This window comes from Pantoea sp. X-Soil-YNGN-785 (assembly GCF_059730585.1).
Genome location: NZ_AP035942.1, coordinates 174,118 through 193,268, shown reverse-complemented (window position 1 = coordinate 193,268; position 19,151 = coordinate 174,118). Strand labels below are relative to the sequence as shown.

Genomic DNA, 19,151 nt, shown 5'->3' with positions numbered 1-19,151 from the left:
CGGCACCCATTCAACAGCCACTTTTCAAAGCCTGTTTATGGTCTGTGGCAGCGCACCCCTTTCACCTTATGACCGGTCACCGCGCCCCACCACCCAGCGCTTATGCACCCACAGCGAGGCGAAGATCACCAGCGCGCCCGCAATAAAGCTCGGCCAGTGCGGTTTCTGCTGCCAGATAGCCAGATTCACCAGCAGCCCGGCGGGCACGTGCATGTTATTCATTATGCCCAGCGTACCGGCATCGACCTGTGTCGCACCGTAGTTCCACATAAAATAGCCGAGACCGGAAGCCGCAACGCCCAGCCAGACCAGAATGCCCCACTGCAATGAGGTGGTCGGTAACTTCTGTGGGTTGCCCCAGGCGCACCAGGCGATGACGGCAATCAACACCGCCCCCAGATAGAACCAGGAGAAGGCCGTGTGCTGCGGCATGGGTCGGGTCTCCTGCAGACGCTTATAGCCCACCATGCCTGCCGCAAAGCAGATGTTAGCCAGCTGTACTAACAGCAGACCAAACCAGAAATGATCGCTGACTTTGTCATAGCGAATAATGGCCGCACCCGCTACCGCCAGTAACGCACTGAAGATATAGCCGATGCGCAGCGGACGACGGCTGATCAGATCGTAAATCAGCGTCACATAGAGCGGCGTCATCACCGTAAACAGCAGGAATTCTGACACGCTAAGGTAGAGATAGGCTTCGAAGCTCAGCAGATACATCACGCCCAGCTGCAGCATTCCCACCAGCATATACAGCAGTAGCGTCGAAGGGCGATAACCCCGCCAGCGCAGGAAAGGCAAAAATACCAGCGCAGCCAGCGCCAGCCGCATCAGCACAGAGAACCAGCTATCCACCTGCCCGGCGAGGTATTCGCCAATCAGGCTGAACGAAAAGGCCCACAGAATGGTGGTAATAATCAATAAAAACACGGCAACGACCCCGAAATTAACAGGTCGACAGTGTAAACAATGTGCCGCCGTCAGGCTGTGAAATCTGGTTGACATCTGATTATAATCCAGGCAATTAAACAGCCGACCGGATAGCCTGCTTACACTTCCTGACACATCAATCGACAGAATAGGTTTTCAGCCAGATAAAATGCGCGAAATGATCCATCCGGTGATCACTTCCGCTCCTTGCTGTAATAAAACTGTAACAAATGTGTCATTCATCACAGTAACGTTGCGCAACTAACACTATTCTTTGCGCGAAATGGAACATTCTGCATCCATTTTGTTCTGCACTTTCCTGCTCCAACCTGCCGGGAATGAAAAACCATAATGTGCCCTGGAGGGCCTCACTGATGCTGAGCATTTTTAAACCTGCACAACGTCAGCCGCAGGTGGCGGCGGATCACGTTGATCCGCTCTACCGTCGTCTGCGCTGGCAAATTTTCATCGGGATCTTCTTTGGTTATGCTGCCTACTACCTGGTCAGAAAAAACTTCGCACTCGCCATGCCCTATCTGGTCGAGCAGGGTTTTTCACGTGGCGATCTCGGGTTTGCCCTGTCCGGCATCTCCATTGCCTACGGCTTTTCAAAATTCATCATGGGCTCGGTCTCTGACCGATCAAACCCGCGCGTCTTCTTACCGGCTGGCCTGATTCTGGCCGCAGCAGTGATGCTGATCATGGGATTCGTCCCCTGGGCGACCTCCAGCATCATGGTGATGTTCGTACTGCTGTTTATCTGCGGCTGGTTCCAGGGCATGGGCTGGCCACCCTGTGGACGCACCATGGTTCACTGGTGGTCGCAGAAGGAGCGCGGCAGGATCGTTTCGGTCTGGAACTGTGCGCATAACGTGGGCGGTGGTATTCCGCCACTGCTCTTCCTGCTCGGCATGGCGTGGTTCAACGACTGGAAAGCAGCACTCTATATGCCCGCGTTTGGTGCCATTGCCATTGCGATTATTGCCTTTGCGCTGATGCGTGACACGCCGCAATCCTGTGGCCTGCCGCCGATTGAAGAGTACAAAAACGACTACCCGCCCGACTACGATGCCAGCCACGAAGAGGAGCTGACGGCAAAACAGATCTTCATGAAGTATGTGCTGCCGAACAAGCTGCTGTGGTACATCGCGCTGGCCAACGTCTTTGTCTATCTGCTGCGCTACGGCATCCTCGACTGGTCACCCACCTATCTGCGCGAAGTCAAACACTTCACGCTGGATAAATCGTCGTGGGCCTACTTCCTGTATGAATACGCGGGAATTCCGGGAACGCTGCTGTGTGGCTGGATGTCGGACAAAGTGTTCCGGGGTAATCGCGGTGCGACTGGCGTATTCTTTATGACACTGGTGACCATTGCGACCGTGATTTACTGGCTCAACCCGGCGGGCAATCCTGGCGTCGACATGGCCTGCATGATCGTGATTGGCTTCCTGATCTACGGTCCGGTGATGCTGATTGGTCTGCATGCGCTGGAGCTGGCACCGAAAAAAGCAGCAGGGACGGCGGCGGGCTTTACCGGCCTGTTTGGCTACCTGGGTGGCTCGGTCGCGGCCAGTGCCATTGTCGGTTACACCGTCGATTACTTCGGCTGGGACGGCGGCTTTATGGTGATGATTGCGGGCTGTGTGCTGGCGGTTATTCTGCTGTTACTGACCATGGTCAGCGAACACAAACACAAAAAGACCCTCGCCTGACGGCAATAAAAAGGGCCGGTTATCCGGCCCTTTTAACGCAGGCTGCTTAAGCAAGATAGAGCGTGCGCAGTGTCTGCGGCACCGCATCATCGGCATTCGAACCAATCACATCCAGCTCCGGCAGCGTATCTTTTAAGCGCTGATGGGCGTTCTGCATGATATAGCCCTTGCCCGCCATGCTCAGCATCTCCACATCATTCATACCGTCGCCAAAGGCAATGCAGCTCTCCAGTGAGTGACCCAGCGTTTTCGCGACCGCTTCCAGCGCATGTCCTTTCGACACGCCGCCCGCCATGACTTCCAGGCAGGTTGGCAGCGAGAAACTGACGTTAACCCGATCGCCCCAGCGCGCTTCAATCGCCTGCTCCATTGGGATCAGATGCTCAGGGTTTTCGCAGGTAAAAAAGACCTTGCTGATGTTGCTGGTTGGCAGCAGGCCCGGCTCATAGACCTGATAGTTGAACACTGACTCGCGGAAATAGTCCTGCTCAGCCGGGCTTGAACGGCTGACAAACCACTCATCGTCGCGGTAAACGTGCGTCAGAATATCGCTGTGATGATACTGCAGGCCAAACAGGTCGCTGGCGATATCCTCATCCAGATTATGACTGAACACCAGCTCGCCCTCTGCGTTGTGCACGCGCGCGCCGTTCGAGGTGATCATATAAGCCGGAATCGCCAGGCTGTCGCGCATCTGTCCGACATCGATATGATGACGGCCGGTGGCGAAGACAAAGTGAATATTCTTAGCGACCAGCTGCTGCAGCGTTTCACGTGCAAAAGGGGTCAGGCGATGTTCGGGAGAAAGCAGCGTGCCATCCAGATCGGATGCAACGATGTGATACATGAAAACCTCGGGTATCTGGTTCTGCCGGTTTTTACCGGTCGGATAAATAACGTCAGTGGTGCGATGAAAAAAAGTCGACCACTGCATTGAGTGCTTCGGCACGCATCTCATCTTTTTCAAACAGGATCTCGTGACGCGCGCCATCGATCACCCGTGGCTGATTACCTTCACACGGATGACCCGCCGCCGCCATCGCGGCACAAAACAGGTCCTGCGAACGATTGTCGACCACCCGATCGTCGCTGGCCTGTAACAGCAGCAGCGGCGTAGTGATCTTATCCACCTGACTGATGATGTTGCGCCCCGCATGGATGCCTTCGCGTACCCAATGGTAGGTCGGTCCGCCCACACGAATCGCCGGATCGTCCGCATAAAAACGCAGGTTACGCCGGTAACGCTCGGCGCTATGGGTCAGCCGGTTAATGCCAAACGGATGCGCGCGCCAGCGTCCGGTGCCGAGCGCATAGCCATCGCGTAAGGCTGGACGTTTCTCCGCCCAGTCCAGGATACGATGAGCCAGAAAAGAGGGCAACGGTAAGGCGATGCCAAACATCGGTGCCACCAGCGCGACTGCATGAAACGCCTGCGGCTGACGCGCCAGAAACAGCGTTAAGATTGCGCCACCCATTGAGTGAGCCAGCGCATAGCGCTGCTGGTAATGGCCGCTGACGATCTCTTTCAGATAGAGCGTTTCAAGATCGTCAACGTAATGCGTGAATTCTGCCACGTGACCGCGGTGTGAATCTTCCAGCAGGCGATCGGAACGCCCCTGACCGCGATGGTCCAGGATCACCACATCAAATCCGCAGTGAAACAGATCGTACGCCAGCTCAGGATATTTTATGTAACTCTCGATGCGTCCCGGCACAATCAGGATCACACGCTTGTGTTGCGGCGATGTGAAGCGAACATAACGCAGCGTCAGATTGCCGACGCCGGTAAACTCAAGCTCCTCCCGACGGTGCCAGAAATCGAGCAGCGGCCCGGTGGCGAAGGCAGCAAAGGCTTTTTCCCGTCGCAGCCAGCTGGCTTTGTGTTGATTCATTCGCCCTCCTGATGACCGGATACAGAGTCCTGAACGCCCTGCGCAGGCCGTAGCGCCGCGCTTATTTCTGGCGTATTGTGTCACAAATCCGCGACTAAAGAGAGCCTGACCCATGACCATCGAATGGTGGCTGACCTACCTGCTTACCACCACAATTCTCAGCCTGTCGCCCGGTTCCGGCGCAATCAATACTATGAGTACCGGGATCAGCCACGGTTATCGCGGCACGGTGGCCTCTATCTCCGGTTTGCAGGTCGGCCTGGCGCTGCACATCGTGCTGGTCGGCATCGGTCTGGGCGCACTGTTTTCGCAGTCGCTGCTGGCGTTTGAAATTCTGAAATGGGCCGGTGCAGCCTATCTGGTCTGGCTCGGTATTCAGCAGTGGCGCTCAGCGGGTGGCATCGATCTGGATGCGGTCGCCAGAGCGATGCCGCGTCGTCGCCTGTTCAAACGTGCCGTGCTGGTTAATCTCACCAACCCGAAAAGTATCGTTTTTCTGGCGGCGCTGTTCCCGCAGTTTATCCAGCCGCATCAGCCGCTGTTTATGCAGTATCTGGTGCTGGGCGTGACCACGGTAGTGGTCGATATCATCGTGATGATTGGCTACGCCACGCTGGCCACCCGCATTGCTGGCTGGATTAAAGGGCCAAAGCAGATGAAGTTGATGAACCGCATTTTCGGTGGGCTGTTTATGGCGGTGGGCGCGCTGCTGGCCAGCGCCAGAAAAATCGCTTAAGACTTTACGCGCCGAATCCGGCGCGCAATTTCTTTCCAGGCTCCGCTACGGTGCTCTCAGTGGCACCGCACGCAACACAATCATGCCCGGCTTCGACTGCATATATTCCCTGAACGGCGTATCGACAACCCTGCGATTAACGGCCAGTGATGAGGCGTTCCTGAACCACAACCGGCCATCATGCCGGACGGCAATTCCGGCATGCGTGACATCCAGCCCCTGCGCGGGGGTGTAAACCCCGATGTAATCGCCAGTGTGGATTTGCGCCAGCACCTTTGGTGTGATCGCCCGGGCCGGAATGTAGGTGATGCGGCGAGGAATGATACCCAGACCGGGCACCTGTTCTTTTCCACGAGCCTGATGATTGAGCTGCTTCACTACCGTCACCGCATCCGGGCTGAGGGTGCCGGTGACATCATCGGCATTGCGCGGGTTCTCAGCGAACCAGTCGGAAAAGAAGTGGCGGCGCTTCAGAAAGCTGACCTCACCGCCAGCGTAGCGGGTCCGAATCAGGCTAGCCTCAAAGCTGGCGCGGTCATGGCTGCGGCTCAGCGCCTGGACATAATCAAGCAGCGTGAAACAATCCACTCCGTTGAAATTGATCACCAGCTCTTCCGGCGTATTGATCGAACCAGTTAACGTATGCGCCTGATAAGGCGTACCGAGAAACGCGGCAGAGATTTGGCTAATCCTTTCGCCTTGCGGCTGCTCTGATGCCGGGCGTGCCTGCGACAGGATAGCCGACACGCTATCTACTTCTGCCGTTTCAGAGACGCGATTATGGGCAGCATCAGGGGAAGCGCAGGCGCTGATAAAGGCCGCGATAAACAATAGTAAAAGGGGTTTTACTCGCATCATCCTCTCCATGAAAAAGAGTCCGTCGATACGACCATACCGGAGGTGATGGTTTCATTAATTAACGAAGGGTGACTTTTTGTCAGCGATGACAGCAGAAAGACGTCAGCAGGCCTGGATTGTGATAGCCATCACCCAGGTGAAGTTCAGAAAGAGGCAACAGGAGGTGAAATGACTGCCGGATGCGCAGCACGCTCTCCGGCATTAGAGCTTAACGCGAAATAATCAGGTGGATACCAAAACCGGCGAACAGAACGCCAGCCATACCATCTACCCACTTCGCCAGCCGCTGATACTTCGCGCGGATCCACGGCAGCGCAAAGATAGCCGCCACCAGCGTAAACCACGCAAAGGTTTCACCAACAATCAGCAGGAACAGACCCCAGCGCTCTGCTGAACCGACATCGTCACCGACGAACAGCGAGAATACGCTGCCGAAGTAAATAATCGCTTTAGGATTCGACAGGTTGGTCAGCAGGCCCTTGAGAAAGCTCATGCCGCGTTTCGGCAGCTCTACCACCGGCTCATCCTGCTGCGGCTGCTTATGACGCTGACGCGCCGAGCGCATCAGCTGCCAGCCCATCCAGAGCAGATAGAGGCCACCGCCGACCATAATAATCTGATGCAGCCACGCCATTTTTTCCAGGATCAGATGCAGGCCCATCAGCGCCACGCCCGCCCAGACAACGATACCCAGCGTAATACCCAGTACCCCCATCATCGCCTCTTTACGCGAGCGGCTGGCGGCGGTTTGCGATACGAAAAAGAAATCAGGGCCGGGGCTCATCAGCGCCACCAGATGTACCAGCGCCACGGTTGCGAATAACATCAGCATGATTAGTGTCCTTTACTCTTCATCATCAAGATGCTCTTTGATCATCACCAGGAAGGGTTTGCCAAAGCGCTCCAGTTTGCGGTGCCCCACGCCGTTGACGCTAAGCATCTCGGACGCGCTGACCGGCATCTGTTCTGCCATCTCTATCAGCGTGGCGTCATTGAACACCACGTAAGGCGGAATATTCTCTTCGTCGGCGATCGCTTTTCGCAGCTTACGCAGCTTAGCGAACAGTTTGCGATCGTAGTTACCACCGTGAAACTTCGCCGGACCGCTGCTCTTTGTTTTCGCGGTGATTAAACGCGGCACCGCCAGCATCAGTGGCACTTCACCGCGCAGCACCGGCCGCGCTGCTTCGGTGAGTTGTAATGCCGAGTGCATAGCAATGTTCTGCGTCACCAGCCCCAGATGGATTAACTGACGTAACACGCTGACCCAGTGTTCGTGGCTCTGATCTTTGCCCAGTCCATAAACCGGCAGTTTGTCATGACCCTGTTCACGGATGCGCTGGTTGTTGGACCCGCGCAGGACCTCAACGATATAGCCCATGCCGAACCGCTGGCCGACGCGATAGATGCCGGAGAGCGCTTTTTGCGCTTCAACCAGGCCGTCATAGCGTTTAGGCGGATCGAGACAGATATCGCAGTTGTCGCACGGCTGCTGGCGACCCTCGCCAAAATAATTCAGCAGCACCAGGCGGCGGCAGGTCTGTGCTTCAGCAAACGCACCCATGGCGTTGAGCTTGTGGCGTTCAATATCCTGCAAGGGCCCCGGCACTTTCTCTTCCAGGCATTTACGCAGCCAGGCCATATCGGCCGGATCGTAGAGCATCATCGCTTCGGCGGGCAGACCATCACGTCCGGCTCGTCCGGTTTCCTGATAGTAGGACTCGATGTTGCGCGGAATATCGAAGTGGACCACAAAACGGACGTTGGGCTTGTTGATACCCATGCCAAAAGCCACGGTCGCCACTACGATTTGCAGATCGTCACGCTGGAACGCTTCCTGCACGCGGGCACGCTGTTCGCTGTCGATGCCAGCATGATACGCCCCGACGCTGAAACCCCGGCTTTGCAGTCGCGCGGCGGTGTCTTCCACCTTCGCCCGGCTATTGCAGTAGATAATGCCGCATTTGCCGCGCTGATCCTGAACGTAGCGCAGCAGCTGATCGGTGGGTTTGAATTTTTCCACCAGCGTGTAGCGAATATTGGGGCGGTCAAAGCTGCTGATCTGAATCAGCGGATCCTGCATGTGCAGCAGGTTAACGATGTCGTTGCGGGTGGTTTCGTCCGCAGTCGCCGTCAATGCCATGACCGGTAATTCCGGGAAGCGCTGACGCATCTTCCCGAGTGCACCATATTCCGGACGGAAATCGTGGCCCCACTGTGAAATACAGTGCGCCTCATCTACCGCCAGCATCGCCGGTTGCCAGTGCGCCAGACTTTCCAGGAAATTATCCATCATCAGGCGTTCTGGGGCGATGTAGAGCAGCTTAACCCGGCCGGTACGGCAGTCAGCCATCACCGTCTGCTGCTGATCGCGCGTCATGGTGGAATTGAGATAGGCTGCCGCCACGCCGTTCGCCAGCAGCTGATCGACCTGATCTTTCATCAGTGAGATCAGCGGCGACACCACCAGTGTCAGCCCTTCGCGCACCAGCGCCGGGATCTGATAACAGAGCGATTTACCGCCGCCGGTGGGCATCACCACCAGACAGTCGCGTCCGCTCAGCGCCTGATTAATGATCGTCTGCTGACCGGGACGAAACTGCTGGTAGCCGAAGGTATCCTGCAATACCTGCTGAGCCAGCGCTTCCTGATTAAGAACTGCCGAGGTTGCCACGCGATTCCTGTCTTACGTTAGGGATTAGAACAAGTCGTTAAGCGTTACACCCACACCCAGACGCGTCTGGCGATGGTTGTAATCGATCAGTGATTCACCGTAGCCGCTAAACACCTGAGTATAGAAGCGGACGTGCTCGCTGATAGGGTAGCTCCAGCCCATTGTCGCGCCGCCATAACCGCTGTTCCAGTTATAGTTGCCCTCTACGCTGAAGATACTGTCGCCGAGCTTATAGCCCAGCCGGGTGCGGTAGTAACCCATATATTTGGTGATGTCGGGATTATCATCGCTGCTCGCTCCTTCAGGGATACGATACCAGGGTTTGATTTCCGCAAGGAAGTTACCATTCTCCGCCATCAGACGCGCATAGACACGGTTCCAGCTTCGTGAGGTCGGATCACTTCGTCCATTGGACTGATGATTCAGACCCACTTCAACATCCCGTAAGGTCCAGCCCGCCAGCGAATAGTCAGTTGCCCAGCCGAGGAAGATCTGGGGTTCATAGTTGGTTTCGCGGAATGGTGAAGACTCCGCGCTATTCGACAGCTGCCACCAGGAACGCTGTGTATAAGAGGCTGCCAGCACGGAGTTGTCGCCCAGAATACCGCGCCATAACGGAAATGCCAGACTGAGCTGGAATTTCACTTCATCTTTACGGGCATTTTCTCCCCAGTTATAGGATGAGATCGCCTCTTTATTGAGGTCGCTGGTATAGGTGTAGAGCAGATAGTTGTTCTCGTAAGGATAGAGAACAAACGGGTTGTCGTGCTTCTCCAGCAGGTTAGCAATAATGCTACCCTGAACCTGTGGCGCGTCATGAACCTCTTTAATCCGGGCTTCATCCGCCTGCGCCAGCGCAGGAAATATCAACATTGCCGCCAGCAAGGCGCGATGCTTACGCATAGAATTCTCCGGTGAGCAACTGCGTATCAGAATAACTGAAAGGGTGTCGTAAAAAGCAGGCCATTCTACACGCAAATGGCAGTGAGCATGAGTGCTGATTTCTTAAACTGGAAACACCCTCGCAGGCGGCATAGAATACACAACTCATTCATGTTCCGCGCCCCTCTGGCCCGATTTTTTCAGGACACATCATCATGTCATCACCCGTGCTGACACCGCAGGACGCTCGCCAGCTGGTCGGCGAAATTTTTGTTTATCACATGCCGTTTAATCAGGCGTTAGGCCTGGAGCTGATGCGTCTTGACGCAGACTACGCTGAAATCAGCTTCAATAATAAATCCATGCTGGTGGGCAATCAGGCGCAGCAGATTCTGCACGGTGGTGTTATCGCATCGGTACTGGATGTGGCTGCGGGCATGGTCTGCGTCAGCAATGCGTTAACCCGTCAGGAGAGCATCAGCGAAGCGGATCTGCGCCAGCGTCTGTCACGCATGGGCACCATCGACATGCGCGTTGACTATCTGCGTCCCGGACGCGGCGAGCGCTTCACCGCCACCAGCAGCCTGCTGCGCGCTGGCAACAAAGTCGCCGTGGCGCGCGTGGAACTGCACAATCAACAGGGCGATTATATCGCCACGGCTACCGCCACCTATCTTATCGGCTAAACACGCCACTGAATGGATCGCATATGGATACGCAACAAACCCGCCAGGGCGTTGGCTTTGCACTGGGCGCCTACTTTATCTGGGGCATTGCGCCCGCCTATTTCAAGCTGGTCAAACAGGTTCCCGCCACAGAAATCATGACGCACCGGGTGATCTGGTCGGCACTCTTTATGCTGTTGCTGATTACCCTGAGCCGCAGCTGGCCCGGCGTTCGCAGCGTATTGCGCCAGCCCAAAAAAGTGCTGTTGCTGGCGCTGACGGCCGTGACTGTCGGCAGCAACTGGCTGCTGTTTATCTGGGCGGTCAACAATCAGCATATGCTGGAAGCCAGCCTGGGCTACTTTATTAACCCGCTGATCAACGTGGTGTTCGGCATGCTGTTTTTGCGCGAACGTTTTCGTCGTCTGCAATGGCTGGCCGTGCTGCTGGCCACCATCGGCGTGCTGGTGCAACTGTGGCAGTTTGGATCGTTGCCGGTTATCGCACTCGGCCTGGCCCTGAGCTTTGCCGTTTATGGTCTGATGCGCAAAAAGATCCAGGTCGATGCGCAGAGCGGCATGCTGATTGAGACCCTGTGGCTGTTTCCGCTGGCAGCCATTTATCTGTTTGGCTTTGCCGACAGCGCCACCAGCCATTTATCGGCGAACCCGCTGAGTCTCAACCTGAAACTGATTGCAGCAGGTATTGTAACCACCATTCCACTGATGCTGTTTGCGGCGGCCTGCAGCCGGCTGCGCCTATCAACGGTCGGTTTCTTTCAGTACCTCGGCCCGACGCTGATGTTTGTGCTGGCAGTGGTGTTTTACGGTGAAACTATCACGCCAGACAAGATGGTGACCTTTGGCTTTATCTGGCTGGCGCTGCTGGTGTTTGTCTGCGATGCGGTGGCGTTTTCATTCCGTTCCCGCGCGCGCATAGCGTGAAATAAAGCGCGCTAAAGCCGGGCCGGTCAGCAGGATGGTAAAGAGACGCAACGTCTGCATCGCCATCACAAATGCCATGTTGACCTGGGTTCCCGCAGCAATAATCGCCACCGTGTCCAGCCCGCCAGGACTGGTGGCGAGATAGGCCGTCATCAGATCGATATCCAGCATGCGCGTCAGTATCCACGCCAGCCCGCCACACAACAGCATCAGCCCGAAGATTGACGCCAGCATCTGCGGCAGCGTGCGCAGTGCCAGCAGAAAAATCGGGCGGGTAAAACGTAAACCCACGCTCCAGCCAATCAGCGCATAGGCTACGGCCAGCAGCCATTCCGGCACCTGTAGCACTGCGATTTCGCTGCTGTTCAGTACCGCACCCGCCAGCGCGGGCAGCAGTAATGCGCCAGAGGGAATGCGCAGTCGTGTGCCCAGCCACGCGCCCGTCAGCATCACCACCAGCGTAATGGCAAAGCCATAATTCAGCGCGGGAAACCAGAGCAGCGAGATGCTGTGCGCTTCATCGCCCAGCCCGATACGCGCGACCAGCGCGGCGGCCGAGGCGACAAACAGCACCCGCAGATACTGCATAAACGCCACCAGCCGTACATCAGCGCCGAAGTCCCCCGCCATCGCTACCATTGCCGAAGCACCGCCCGGTGACGAGCCCCATGCGCCGGTCGGGCCAGGCAGATGACTGAAGCGCACCAGCAGAAAACCGGACAGGCCGCTGGCCGCCAGCGTCAGCAGCAGCACCGCCAGCACGATCGGCCAGTCCTGAATCAGCGGTGTCAGAATCGAAGGCGAGAGGCTCTGGGCAATCATGCAACCCAGCACCGCCTGGGCAAGCAGGAAGAATCGTTTATCAATCCGCAGTGTGGCACCCGACAGGCCCATCACCACACCCACTATCATCGGTCCCAGTAGCAGCGCGGCAGGCACGTGAAAATAGTGCAGCACCGCACCTAGCAATACGGAAATCAGCAGCAGCAGCGTCCACTGCGTGCGTAACGAAAAAGCGTCCATAAGAAGTTAATTTTTTGTAAAAACAGGAGGGTCAGAGTACGCAGAAATCGGGACGGGAGCCAGCAGAACGGGCCATCTCAGATGGCCCGTTGCTTTTCTAAAGCCAGTTTTTACGTTTGAAGTAGAGATACGGCGCCAGTCCGGCCAGAATCATCAGGCCGATAGCCGCGGGATAACCGAAGCTCCACTTCAGTTCCGGCATAAACTCGAAGTTCATCCCGTAGCTGGAAGCGACCAGCGTCGGCGGCAGAAACACTACCGAGACCACCGAGAAGATCTTGATGATGCGGTTCTGTTCGATATTGATAAAGCCCATCGCCGCCTGCATCAGGAAGTTGACCTTCTGGAACAGCGATTCGTTATGTGGCAGCAGCGATTCGATATCGCGCAGAATTTCCCGCGCCTGCTCCAGCTGATTACCCGGTAAGCGCGCTTTACGCACCAGGAAGTTCAGGGCGCGCTGAGTATCCATCAGGCAGAGACGCACCTTCCAGCCGATATCTTCCAGTTCCGCTAAGCGTGACAGCGCCTGATCGTACTCTTCGCCCTGCTGACCTTCCATGATCACCCGGCTGAGTTTCTCCAGCGCGCTGTAGATGTTCTCGATTTCATCCGCCAGCTGTTCGATTTTGGTTTCAAACAGGTCCAGCAGCAGCTCAAAGGCGTTGCCGTCGATCAGGGTCTGGTTACGGGCACGCATGCGATAGAGGCGGAAAGCGGGCAGCTCACGTTCACGCAGCGTGTAGAGGCGGCCTTCACGAATGGTGAATGCCACGGTGGAGTTACCGGCGTGATCGTCAGCATCTTCATAGAAGAAGAAGGAGTGGATATGCAGACCATCTTCATCTTCGAAGAAGCGTGCCGAGGCCTCGATATCTTCCAGCTCTGGCCGTGTTGCCAGGCTCTGGCCCAGCTCGGTCTGCACCCGGTCACGTTCGCCCTCTTCCGGCTCGATCAGATCGACCCAGACGGAGGTGGTCAGTTTGTCGTTTTCGTCTTCCAGCTCCAGTCGCGTCAGGCGGCTGTGATCCAGTTTAAATGCGCTCAGCATAGCAATACTCCCCATTGCAGACTAAATGGGACAAGGCGGTCCGCCGTTCCTCAACATGGAACGTGCGGCCTGAACACGGAAACAGAGTTTCAGAGATAAATCAGTGCTGACTCGCGCGACGGAATCAAAAAGGGAGGTCGCTGATAACCGCTAAGGCTACCCGCGTAAAGAGGTAGCCTTAGATGTTATGCCTGGTATCCAGGTCATTGAGCCAGCATCGACTGGGCGTGTCCAAGGCATTGTCCTCTCATGATAATAGTGGGCGCATGTTACGCTGAGACGAAAAAGCCGTCAACCGCACGCTAAAGCGTTTCCAGCTTCGCGTAAGCCGCCACCAGCCACTTGATTCCCTGCCCCTGAAACGCCACCTGCAGGCGGCTGTGTTCGCCGCTGCCTTCCAGATTTATGATGGTGCCTTCGCCAAATTTTGCGTGATGAACACGCTGGCCCAGCGCGAATCCACTGTCATTTTTGGTCACCGGCGCACCCATCCGCTGATGGTTGACCGGACGGCTGACGCTGGCGCGCAGACGCACTTCTTCAATGCAGGTCTCGGGCAGTTCGCCGATAAAACGGGAAGGCCGGTGATACACTTCCTTACCATAGAGTCGGCGGGTTTCAGCGTAGGTCAGCGTCAGCTTGAGCATCGCGCGGGTCACACCGACGTACGCCAGACGACGCTCCTCTTCCAGCCGTCCACCTTCATCCAGCGACATCTGGCTCGGGAACATCCCCTCTTCCATACCGACGATAAAGACCTGACTGAACTCCAGCCCTTTGGCCGAGTGCAGCGTCATCAGCTGAACCGCATCCTGCCATTTGTCTGCCTGACCTTCGCCCGCTTCCAGCGCCGCATGGGATAAGAAGGCCTGCAGCGGCATCAGATCTTCATCTTCATCCTGATAGCTGAACTGACGCGTTGCCGTCACCAGCTCCTCAAGGTTTTCGATACGCGCCTGACCCTTTTCGCCTTTTTCCTGCTCATACATCAGCCACAGGCCGGAGTCTTTGATAACCCGGTCGGTCTGAACATGCAGCGGTAAATCGGCAGTTTCGGTGGCCAGTGAATCGACCAGCTCACAGAAGCGTTGCAGCGCAGACGCGGCGCGGCCAGCCAGTGCGCGACTTTGCAGCAGTTCGCGCGTGGCCTGCCACAGCGTCATCTGACGTTCACGCGCCGTCTGACGCACCACGTCGAGCGTACGATCGCCCACGCCGCGCGTCGGGGTATTCACTACGCGCTCAAAGGCGGCGTCGTCATTGCGGTTCGCCATCAGACGCAGATAGGAGAGCGCATCTTTGATCTCCTGACGTTCGAAGAAGCGCATGCCGCCATAAATACGGTACGGCATACTGCTCTGCAGCAGCGCCTCTTCCAGCACGCGCGACTGGGCGTTGCTGCGATAGAGAATGGCGCAGTCGTTGAGCGCACCGCCGTTCTCCATCCAGACCTTGATGCGGTTCACCACAAAGCGCGCTTCATCCAGCTCATTAAAGGCGCAGTAGATAGAGATCGGTTCGCCATCGCTGCCTTCGGTCCAGAGCTCTTTACCCAGACGGCCATTGTTATTGGCGATCAGGGCGTTGGCCGCTTTCAGGATGTTATTGGTTGAGCGGTAGTTCTGCTCCAGACGGATCGTTTCTGCACCAGGGAAATCCTGCAGGAAGCGCTGAATATTCTCGACCTGTGCGCCGCGCCAGCCGTAGATCGACTGGTCATCATCGCCTACGATGATCACCCGGCCGCTGTCGCCCGCCAGCATCCGAATCCAGGCATACTGAATATTGTTGGTATCCTGAAACTCATCCACCAGCACGTTGGTAAAGCGTTCGCGGTAGTGATTGAGGATGTGCGGCTTGTTGAGCCAGAGTTCATGGGCGCGCAGCAGCAGCTCGGCAAAGTCGACTAAACCCGCACGGTCACAGGCTTCCTGATAGGCCTGATAGATGCGCAGCCAGGTCTGCTCAATCGGATTGCCATAGCTTTCAATGTGCTTTGGCCGCAGGCCTTCATCTTTTTTGCCGTTGATGTACCACATGCCCTGACGTGCAGGCCACTGCTTGTCATCAAGGTTCATGGATTTGATCAGGCGCTTGAGCAGACGCAGCTGGTCTTCGCTGTCGAGGATCTGAAAATCCTGCGGCAGACCGGCGTCAAGATGGTGGGCGCGCAGTAAACGGTGCGCCAGACCGTGGAAAGTCCCGATCCACATTCCGCCCTGGCTGGTGCCGATCAGATGCTCGATACGGTGACGCATCTCGGCGGCTGCTTTATTGGTAAAGGTCACCGCCATAATCGAATAGGGTGAGCAGTTCTCTACTGACATCAGCCACGCAATGCGATGCACCAGCACCCGCGTTTTACCACTGCCCGCGCCTGCCAGCACCAGCAGGTTACTGCGCGGAGCCGCAACGGCCGCGCGCTGATTGTCATTCAAACCATCGAGCAGTTCAGAAACGTCCATAAGCACCGTTTACCAGAGAAAAAGCGTCGTCGTCGCGTTGTTTATTCCGCCTGCCGCAAGGCAGTGTCACGGCCAGTCAGGCGGCGACACAGATGCCGGATAAGGGACGGCGGCAAAGCAGAGAAGAGGAGACGACTGGATAAATTTACAGCCATTATAGCAGTGAGGTGAGTGATGCCAACCGCGAAATTTCGACATGCGGCAACAGGCGCGCATCCGGGATATGCATCAGGTTACCCTGTCGCAGGTTAATCCAGCAGGCCTGCATGCCGCAGCGCAGTGAGCCGGCGACATCGGTAGTCAGGTCGTCGCCCACATGCAGAATGTGTTGTGGCGCGATATCAAGGCGTTGCGCGGCAAGCTGATACATATCCTGCCACGGCTTGGCGCGCCCGTCAGGTCCGGCCCGCAGCGTGAACTGAAAGTATTCAGCAATGCCCATTTTTTCCGGGCTGGCGTTGCCGTTGGTGACCGCCACCAGCGGGATTTTTTCCGCCAGCGCTTTCAGCGTCTGATGCGTCTCATCCGGCATCTCGACCTGACTCCGCCACTGATGGAACACCGCCATCACGTCTGCCGCACCCGCGGTCGCTTCCGCAGCAGAGAGGCCGATATTGAGCATCGCCAGCTCTACCGAACGGCGTCGCCACTCTGAAACGTCATGATAGATTTCAGGCTCGCGCTGCAGCAATTCATCGCGCAGTTGCTGATAATCCTGCGGCGTGAAGTCACGCAGCGCCGGATGAAAAGCCTGCAAAGCGGCGTGAGACTCCAGCGTGGTGCGACGGATCACCGGATAGTTATCGTAGAGCGTGTCATCAAGATCGAAAGTCATGGCTTTAATGGCCGACAGCGGACGATAAAACTTCATTCGTTCTTTCCTCGTTTGGCGCGGGGATGCGCAGCGTCATACACCGAAGCCAGATGCTGGAAGTCGAGATGGGTATAGATCTGGGTCGTCGAGAGGTTCGCATGCCCCAGCAACTCCTGTACGGCGCGCAGGTCGCCGCTGGATTCCAGCAGATGCGTGGCAAAAGAGTGCCGCAGCTTATGCGGATGGATATGGCTCGCCACACCCTGTCTGACGCCCCATTCGGCAAAGCGTTTCTGCACGTTACGAGGGGAGATGCGGTTGCCGCGCGTCGACAGGAACAGCGCATCATCCTGGCCGCCGAAGGTTTCACGCAGCGGCAGCCAGTGCTGGATCCAGGTGACCGCCGTGCGGCCAATCGGCACCCGGCGCTCTTTGCTGCCCTTACCCACGACCCACACTTCGCCGGAATCGAGGTCGACGTGGCGGCAATCCATATTCACCAGCTCGGAGAGACGCAGCCCGCCGCCATACATCACTTCCAGCATCGCGCGATCGCGCACCGCCAACGGATCGTTAAGGTCGATCTCCAGCAGCTGATTCACTTCATCCACATCGATATTCTTAGGCAGATGACGCGCTTTACGCGGCGTCATTACCCCTTTAGCCGGATTGGCGGAAAGCAAACCCTGGCTTACCTGCCAGTCGAGAAAACTGCGCAGGGCGGAGAGGCGCAGCGCAAGGCTGCTGGCAGAAAGTCCGGCGCGACGGCTGCGTGCCGCCATACTGCGCACCTGTGCCGGTTCCAGCTGTGCCCAGCTGCCGAGCTTCATCTCATCCGCAATTGCCACCAGCGCAGCAAGCTGTCGCGCATAGCTGCTCTGGGTTAACGGACTCAGCTGGCGCTCCACTTTCAGGTAGCGCAGAAATCCGTCGACGGCCTCCTGCAGTCCGCTGCTCATGCGCGCTCCACCCAGCGGGAAAGCAGGCCAGGCATCATCTGTGACAGGTGCTGCAACAGCAACGTCCCCATGCCCGACTGATAGTGCTGGCTGTCACGGCTGCTGAACACCAGCACGCCGAGATCGCCCTCTTCGCCCATCAGCGACATCGCAACCGAGCCAATTGCTTTGGCCTGTGGCAGCAGCAGCAGCAGTTCCGGCCCATTGATATTACCGAGATAGTGGTGCTGGTTGCCGAAACGCTGAATACGCAGCGGCTCAAACGCCTGACGCGACAGGCTCAGCTGGAAGAAATCGGAGGGGGCACCCAGCAGCCATTTGTCGCTGAACAGCCGCACATTGGCACCCGCCAGGCCCAGCTCACGCGCCCAGCGATGCAGACGGTTGAGCATATCCTGCAGCGAATCAGCCGCGGCCAGATGACTTTCCAGCGACAGCAGACGGTCAAACAGCTCATGGTTCGCGCTGGCCTGCTCCATCAGCAGTGTGATCTCTTCTTCCAGCCGCTGAATGTGGTTGCGTTGCCGCGCCATATGCCACTCGACCAGGGACACACTGCCGCGCACCGGATGCGGCACCGCCATCTGTTCAACTTCACGTGCATTACGGATGAAGAAATCGGGATTCTGCCGCAGATAATCACTGACGGCCTGATCGTCCAGCAGAACCGAACTGTCAGCCTGCTCTTCGATATTTTTCATAGATGAATAAACCCATCGTAGACGTGTGTCGCAGGCCCGGTCATATAGAGCGGCTGACCGGCGCCTTTCCAGGAGATATGCAGCGTCCCGCCAGGCAGATCGACACGCACTTTCGGTGCCAGAATGCCCTGCTGAATGCCACATGCAACGGCAGCACAGGCGCCGCTGCCGCACGCCTGCGTTTCACCCGCTCCGCGTTCGTAGACGCGCAGCCGGATATGTTCGGGATTAATGATCTCCATAAAACCGACATTGACGCGATCCGGGAAGCGCTCGTGGCTCTCCAGAATCGGGCCAAGCAGTTCAACCTGCGCGGTTTTAACACTTTCCACCTGGATGACGCAGTGAGGATTCCCCATCGACACCGCACCCAGCATCACCGTCTGTTCGGCCACACGCAGCAGATAGAGATTTTCAGCTTTGTTAGCGCGGAACGGCACCTGCTGAGGCTCAAAGTTGGGCTCACCCATGTTCACGCGCACGTGGTCATCAGGCGTCACGGTGAGGACCATGCGGCCATTCTGGGTACTGACCCGAATATCGCTTTTGTTGGTCAGCCCTTTCAGCTGAACAAAGCGGGCAAAACAGCGCGCACCGTTACCGCACTGGGCCACTTCACTGCCGTCAGCGTTGAAAATGCGATAGTGAAAATCGAGATCGGGATCGTAAGGCGGTTCAACAATCAGCAGCTGATCGAAACCGATCCCCAGATGACGATCGGCCAGCCGGCGGATCAGTTCCGGCGAAAAGAAGACGTTTTGTGTCACCGCATCCACAACCATAAAATCGTTGCCGAGACCGTGCATTTTGGAGAACTGCATTTTTTGCTCCGCCGGATAAGC

19 protein-coding genes are annotated in these 19,151 nt (G+C 56.9%); 4 read left to right on the top strand and 15 right to left on the bottom strand.

Annotation, left to right across the window (positions count from 1 at the left end):
* Positions 1-66: 66 nt before the first annotated feature.
* Complete coding sequence (locus AC6I8E_RS00840; RefSeq protein ID WP_041457286.1) at positions 67-930, bottom strand: carboxylate/amino acid/amine transporter; 864 nt, start codon at positions 928-930, stop codon at positions 67-69.
* Positions 931-1,304: 374 nt separating this feature from the next.
* On the opposite strand from AC6I8E_RS00840, the gene glpT reads away from it, so the two are divergent.
* Positions 1,305-2,645 (top strand): glycerol-3-phosphate transporter, encoded by a 1,341-nt coding sequence (gene glpT, locus AC6I8E_RS00835; protein ID WP_095706396.1) that lies wholly within the window; start codon positions 1,305-1,307, stop codon positions 2,643-2,645.
* Between the two features lie 46 nt (positions 2,646-2,691).
* Here the strand turns inward: glpT and yigL are convergent, their stop codons facing one another.
* Together yigL and pldB are read right to left on the bottom strand one after the other, a co-directional pair.
* Positions 2,692-3,492: a sugar/pyridoxal phosphate phosphatase YigL gene (yigL, locus tag AC6I8E_RS00830; protein ID WP_013359702.1), complete on the bottom strand. Its 801-nt coding sequence runs from the start codon at positions 3,490-3,492 to the stop codon at positions 2,692-2,694.
* A gap of 52 nt (positions 3,493-3,544) precedes the next feature.
* Positions 3,545-4,537, bottom strand: coding sequence for a lysophospholipase L2 (gene pldB / locus AC6I8E_RS00825; RefSeq protein WP_033784430.1), 993 nt, complete (start codon positions 4,535-4,537; stop codon positions 3,545-3,547).
* 112 nt (positions 4,538-4,649) lie between these two features.
* Between pldB and rhtB the strand changes: the two genes are divergently transcribed.
* Positions 4,650-5,273: a homoserine/homoserine lactone efflux protein gene (gene rhtB / locus AC6I8E_RS00820; RefSeq protein WP_010257290.1), complete on the top strand. Its 624-nt coding sequence runs from the start codon at positions 4,650-4,652 to the stop codon at positions 5,271-5,273.
* Positions 5,274-5,318: 45 nt separating this feature from the next.
* Here the strand turns inward: rhtB and AC6I8E_RS00815 are convergent, their stop codons facing one another.
* The 4 genes from AC6I8E_RS00815 to pldA form a co-directional block, all read right to left on the bottom strand.
* Positions 5,319-6,128 carry a DUF1460 domain-containing protein gene (locus AC6I8E_RS00815; RefSeq protein ID WP_418163126.1) on the bottom strand — a complete coding sequence of 270 codons (810 nt, stop codon included), beginning with the start codon at positions 6,126-6,128 and terminating at the stop codon, positions 5,319-5,321.
* Positions 6,129-6,339: 211 nt separating this feature from the next.
* Positions 6,340-6,963: a threonine export protein RhtC gene (rhtC, locus tag AC6I8E_RS00810; protein ID WP_033734822.1), complete on the bottom strand. Its 624-nt coding sequence runs from the start codon at positions 6,961-6,963 to the stop codon at positions 6,340-6,342.
* Between the two features lie 12 nt (positions 6,964-6,975).
* A complete protein-coding gene (gene recQ / locus AC6I8E_RS00805) occupies positions 6,976-8,805 on the bottom strand; it encodes an ATP-dependent DNA helicase RecQ (protein ID WP_033784428.1) in 1,830 nt (609 codons plus the stop codon).
* A gap of 24 nt (positions 8,806-8,829) precedes the next feature.
* Complete coding sequence (gene pldA / locus AC6I8E_RS00800; RefSeq protein WP_033784427.1) at positions 8,830-9,708, bottom strand: phospholipase A; 879 nt, start codon at positions 9,706-9,708, stop codon at positions 8,830-8,832.
* A gap of 194 nt (positions 9,709-9,902) precedes the next feature.
* Here pldA and AC6I8E_RS00795 point away from each other — a divergent pair, with 194 nt between their 5' ends.
* Complete coding sequence (locus AC6I8E_RS00795) at positions 9,903-10,373, top strand: thioesterase family protein (RefSeq protein ID WP_033734820.1); 471 nt, start codon at positions 9,903-9,905, stop codon at positions 10,371-10,373.
* Between the two features lie 23 nt (positions 10,374-10,396).
* Positions 10,397-11,296 carry an EamA family transporter RarD gene (rarD, locus tag AC6I8E_RS00790; RefSeq protein WP_147789648.1) on the top strand — a complete coding sequence of 300 codons (900 nt, stop codon included), beginning with the start codon at positions 10,397-10,399 and terminating at the stop codon, positions 11,294-11,296.
* Here the strand turns inward: rarD and AC6I8E_RS00785 are convergent.
* The 8 genes from AC6I8E_RS00785 to dapF form a co-directional block, all read right to left on the bottom strand.
* Entirely contained in the window at positions 11,267-12,319 is a 1,053-nt protein-coding gene (locus AC6I8E_RS00785; RefSeq protein ID WP_201252255.1) for an AbrB family transcriptional regulator, read from the bottom strand. The two genes, rarD and AC6I8E_RS00785, sit on opposite strands and share 30 nt — an antisense overlap.
* Before the next feature lie 97 nt (positions 12,320-12,416).
* Positions 12,417-13,370 (bottom strand): magnesium/cobalt transporter CorA, encoded by a 954-nt coding sequence (gene corA / locus AC6I8E_RS00780; protein ID WP_013359692.1) that lies wholly within the window; start codon positions 13,368-13,370, stop codon positions 12,417-12,419.
* Positions 13,371-13,548: 178 nt separating this feature from the next.
* Positions 13,549-13,605: a YsgD/CorL family protein gene (gene ysgD, locus AC6I8E_RS00775; protein WP_350769477.1), complete on the bottom strand. Its 57-nt coding sequence runs from the start codon at positions 13,603-13,605 to the stop codon at positions 13,549-13,551.
* A gap of 67 nt (positions 13,606-13,672) precedes the next feature.
* On the bottom strand, positions 13,673-15,835 hold the full coding sequence (gene uvrD, locus AC6I8E_RS00770; RefSeq protein ID WP_013359691.1) for a DNA helicase II: 2,163 nt from the start codon (positions 15,833-15,835) through the stop codon (positions 13,673-13,675).
* Positions 15,836-15,989: 154 nt separating this feature from the next.
* Complete coding sequence (gene yigB / locus AC6I8E_RS00765) at positions 15,990-16,706, bottom strand: 5-amino-6-(5-phospho-D-ribitylamino)uracil phosphatase YigB (RefSeq protein WP_013359690.1); 717 nt, start codon at positions 16,704-16,706, stop codon at positions 15,990-15,992.
* On the bottom strand, positions 16,703-17,608 hold the full coding sequence (gene xerC, locus AC6I8E_RS00760; protein ID WP_013359689.1) for a tyrosine recombinase XerC: 906 nt from the start codon (positions 17,606-17,608) through the stop codon (positions 16,703-16,705). Before xerC ends, yigB begins: the two co-directional genes overlap by 4 nt.
* Positions 17,605-18,309, bottom strand: a complete 705-nt coding sequence (locus tag AC6I8E_RS00755; RefSeq protein ID WP_013359688.1) for a DUF484 domain-containing protein — start codon at positions 18,307-18,309, stop codon at positions 17,605-17,607. The genes xerC and AC6I8E_RS00755 overlap by 4 nt, the downstream gene beginning before the upstream one ends.
* Complete coding sequence (gene dapF, locus AC6I8E_RS00750) at positions 18,306-19,130, bottom strand: diaminopimelate epimerase (RefSeq protein WP_033734938.1); 825 nt, start codon at positions 19,128-19,130, stop codon at positions 18,306-18,308. The genes AC6I8E_RS00755 and dapF overlap by 4 nt, the downstream gene beginning before the upstream one ends.
* Positions 19,131-19,151: the final 21 nt, after the last annotated feature.